3 protein-coding genes are annotated in these 3,264 nt (G+C 29.2%); all 3 read left to right on the forward strand.

The window, feature by feature from the left end:
- A partial coding sequence (locus QZ824_RS11150; protein ID WP_291276090.1) for a hypothetical protein occupies positions 1-1,664 on the forward strand: 1,664 nt, incomplete at its 5' end.
- A 69-nt stretch (positions 1,665-1,733) separates the two neighbouring features.
- Positions 1,734-2,714 (forward strand): ribosome small subunit-dependent GTPase A, encoded by a 981-nt coding sequence (gene rsgA / locus QZ824_RS11155; RefSeq protein ID WP_291276091.1) that lies wholly within the window; start codon positions 1,734-1,736, stop codon positions 2,712-2,714.
- Between the two features lie 77 nt (positions 2,715-2,791).
- Positions 2,792-3,244, forward strand: a complete 453-nt coding sequence (gene dtd, locus QZ824_RS11160; RefSeq protein ID WP_291276092.1) for a D-aminoacyl-tRNA deacylase — start codon at positions 2,792-2,794, stop codon at positions 3,242-3,244.
- The last annotated feature ends 20 nt before the right edge of the window (positions 3,245-3,264 follow it).

Consider the following 3,264-nt stretch of genomic DNA (forward strand, 5'->3'; position numbering starts at 1 on the left):
AATATATTATGAAAAATCTTTTAAAGTATCTATTTGTTTTTTTACTAAGTTTAAATTTAATTGAGGCACAAAATAAAATTGAAAAGGTTTCACTGACATATGGTGAAGAATTACCTGATGATAATCAAAAAATTGTAAAAATTATTGGAGAAGTAAATAATAAGATTTATGCACTAGCAATTAAAGGTAAGAATGATTTTTTTATAAAAATTTTTGAATCAACTTCTATGAAATTACTGAAGTCGAAGTTGATTGTAATTCCTGAAGTTTTGGACAAGGAAATTGATTTTGAAGAAATATTTTTATTGAATAGTAATTTATATGCTATAGGCAGTGTATATAACAAAAAAGACAAAACGTTTAATTTAGTCGCCAATCAAATTTCTGAAGATGGTATCTTGTCAAAACAAACAATTGTTTTATTTAATTCAGAAGTAGCCAAAAAATCAGATAGAGGGGTGTTTTATTTCAAACAATCTCCTGACGAAGGGGCATTATTAGTCATGCATACAGCTCTTTTTTCCAAAGAAGATGCTGTTAAATATGAAGTAAAGCTTTTTGATGATAAATTATATCCTTTATTTTCTAATACAGAAAAAGTAAAGTTTGATGATAGTAAAAAAGATTATGAATTTAAAATTGCAGATTTTGAATTAAATTTTCTAGATGATGTATTTCTCGTAGTCAATGAAAGTTATAGAGATTCAAAGAAAAAAGAGCAAATTGAAAAATTTGAAATACATACTTTTAAACAGAAAAATGGATATAAAAAAGAAATAATCAATATCAATATTTCAGGAAGAGAAATTATCAATTGTAAAATGTTAGCAACTGCTAAAAATACTTTGAAAATTGTTGGGTTTTATTCAAGTGTTAAAGAGAATGGAAAAGCAAATTTTGATTTGAAGGGTGTATATAATGCAACAATAAATCTTTCCGACAACACATATGATGAAGTGAAATTTAATGAATTTGATTATCAAACTAAAGTAAAATTAATTGGAGAAAGAAGAGCTAAAAAGGGAAAAGAAGTAAAACCATTATATGCTATTCACTCTATTGTAGAAAAAAATGATGGCGGATTAATTGTTTTGTCTGAATTTCAAACAGTATATGTGGGAAATAGTTCAGGTATTGGACCTTTAGCTTTTACACCTGTTACTTATACAAAAAATGAAATTATTGTCACTTGTTTAAAACCAGATGGTAGCTTAGAATGGAGTAATGTTCTGCCAAAAGAACAATCTGCTGCTATTACTACCATGTCTTTTGCTTTTGGAGCTATAGGTGGGAATGGTAATTTTGCAGTAGGTGTGGCTATGCAAATTCCTTTAGTAGAATTAGGAAAAGGGCCTGAATATTTAGGTGCAATTCCTATTTACAAAAATAATCAATTGAATATTTTGTTCAATGATAATGTAAAAAACAAGGGAATTACAAACATTGAAGAAATTAAGTCATTAGGTAACTACAATAATGCTGTGCCTTCGTTATTTATTTTTGATAATAATGGTAGTATAACAAGAAAAGATCCGGAGGAAGCTATTAAAAATGAGTTGGTTTTAAGACCTGCCGTTTATTATAGAAAATCAGATAAAGAATATATTATTTATGCTTCTAGAAAGAAAAAAGATAAACTAGGAAGAATGGTATTAGAAGACTAAAATATTGAAAAGGAACTCAAACAGAGTTCCTTTATAGTTAATATCATTGGAAGTTATTATCTTTGTTTCATGACAGGGACCGTTTATAAATCTACAGGAAGTTGGTATACCGTAAAATCACAAGCAGGTGATTTTGTAGAATGCAGAATTAAAGGTAAATTCCGAATGAAAGGAATTAAAAGTACCAATCCTATTGCTGTAGGGGATATAGTTGACTTCGAGTTAGACAACACTACTGATGAAATCATTGGTCAAATTCATACGATTCATGATCGAAAAAATTACATCGTTCGAAAATCAGTGAATTTGTCTAAGCAAACACATATAATTGCTTCAAATATTGATCTTGTTTTTTTAATAGTCACTATTCATAATCCAGTTACTACAACCAGTTTTATTGATCGTTTTTTAGTCACAGCCGAAGCTTATGGCATTGAAGCCGTATTGCTTTTTAATAAAATTGACACTTTTACACCTGAAATAGAAGATGAACAGTTGTACTTGCAATACGTTTACTCAGAAATAGGATACAGATGTTTAAGAGTTTCAGCTACTACAGGACAAGGTATTGACGCGTTAAAAGAAATGATGAAAGATAAGGTTTGTATGTTTTCCGGACATTCAGGGGTTGGGAAATCAACTTTGGTTAACGCTTTAGAACCGAGATTAAATTTAAAGACAAAAGAAATATCAGATTCACATAGTCAAGGTCAACATACAACCACTTTTGCAGAAATGTTTGAATTGACATTTGGTTCCAAAATAATCGATACACCTGGAATTAGAGGTTTTGGTGTTGTAGATATGGAAAAACAAGAAATAGGAGATTACTTTCCTGAATTTTTTGCTTTAAAAGACCAATGTAAATTTAATAATTGTTTACACAAAGAAGAACCACATTGCGCAGTCAAAAAAGCGTTAGAAGAAGACAAAATAGCTTGGTCTAGATACAACAGCTATCTTAAAATTTTGGAAGGAGACGAAGAAACCTATCGAAATGATATTTATGATGCCGATCGAAAAACAAGTGATGAAACAAGAAAGAGCTAGATTACAGTTTTAAGTCAAAGTTTGTCATTCTGAATTCATTTCAGAATCGCTACTATTTTATAAAAGTATTATTTTAAATTAAAGCAGTTATTCAAAGAGTATCCGAATCTTCTGTTACAATAAATAATGAAATTGTTGCACAAATTGAACATGGTTTATTAGTTTTGGTTGGTATTGAAGATGCTGATACTAAAGAAGATATTGATTGGCTTACTTCTAAAATAGTCAATTTAAGAATTTTTGGAGATGAAAACCAAGTAATGAATTTATCTGTTAAAGACATCAAGGGAGAAATGCTTGTTGTCAGTCAGTTTACTTTACATGCACTTACTAAAAAGGGAAACAGACCCAGTTACATTAAAGCAGCAAAACCTGAGATTTCCATTCCGTTGTATGAAGCTTTTGTTCATCAAATGGAAATTGAATTAGGGAAAAAAATACAAACCGGTCAATTTGGAGCCGATATGAAAGTTGCTTTAATCAACGACGGACCTGTAACTATTATTATTGACACAAAAAATAAAGAATAAAGAAATAAAAAACTACAATT

The organism is Flavobacterium sp., assembly GCF_021151785.1.
Classification (GTDB): domain Bacteria; phylum Bacteroidota; class Bacteroidia; order Flavobacteriales; family Flavobacteriaceae; genus Flavobacterium.

Excerpts from the sequence above, each read along its gene's own strand:
- rsgA (WP_291276091.1), top strand. The coding sequence starts at position 1,734 with ATGACAGGGACCGTTTATAAATCTACAGGAAGTTGGTATACCGTAAAA.